This is a genomic window from Vibrio fujianensis, assembly GCF_002749895.1.
Classification (GTDB): Bacteria; Pseudomonadota; Gammaproteobacteria; order Enterobacterales; family Vibrionaceae; genus Vibrio; species Vibrio fujianensis.
Window position 1 is genome coordinate 661 of sequence record NZ_NBUS01000009.1, and the last position, 582, is coordinate 1,242.

A 582-nucleotide genomic window follows, 5' to 3' on the forward strand; every position below is an offset into this window, starting at 1 on the left:
AACTCACGGGTCAACTATGATGGATTGGAAAAGAGAGATTGAAAACCGAGCTTCTAACGAACGGTCGTATCTAAGTAATAAATCTGTATCAGAGTTGCTTGAAATGATCCGTTGTGAAAACTACGGTACTTACCACACAATTTGGGATGTGGTCACACGCAGAGGCTCTCTTAAGGATACTGGTTGGGTTCTGTTCGATGCTTTGAGCCGTTTGAACAACGGAACGGCAAGAGTTGCTTGTGCCTCTGCACTAATAACAACATTATGTGCAACTGGACTTAAAACAAAACCTTATCACTTTTTGGATGCGGTACAGGATCACAATGAACACCTTATAGAGCTAGAAAAAGCTCTTGAGCGCAGGATTGGGGGGAAGCCCTGAGTTATAACAAACGCCTCAAGAGGGACTGTCAACGCGTGGCGTTTCCAGTCCCATTGAGCCGCGGTGGTTACGGTTGTTGTGTTTGAGTTTGGTGTTATGCGTTGCCAGCCCCTTAGGCGGGCGTTATACCTTGCCGAAAAAAGAGGCATTGATTGGTATATTAATCAGTCATCTAATCGTTTCATTGCGCTACGGTAAAC

1 protein-coding gene is annotated in these 582 nt (G+C 45.0%); it reads left to right on the forward strand.

Annotation, left to right across the window (positions count from 1 at the left end; all coding sequences use genetic code 11):
- Nucleotides 1-382 (forward strand): hypothetical protein (locus tag B7C60_RS16985; RefSeq protein WP_216639297.1); only part of this gene is annotated, 382 nt, incomplete at its 5' end.
- Between the last annotated feature and the right edge of the window lie 200 nt (nucleotides 383-582).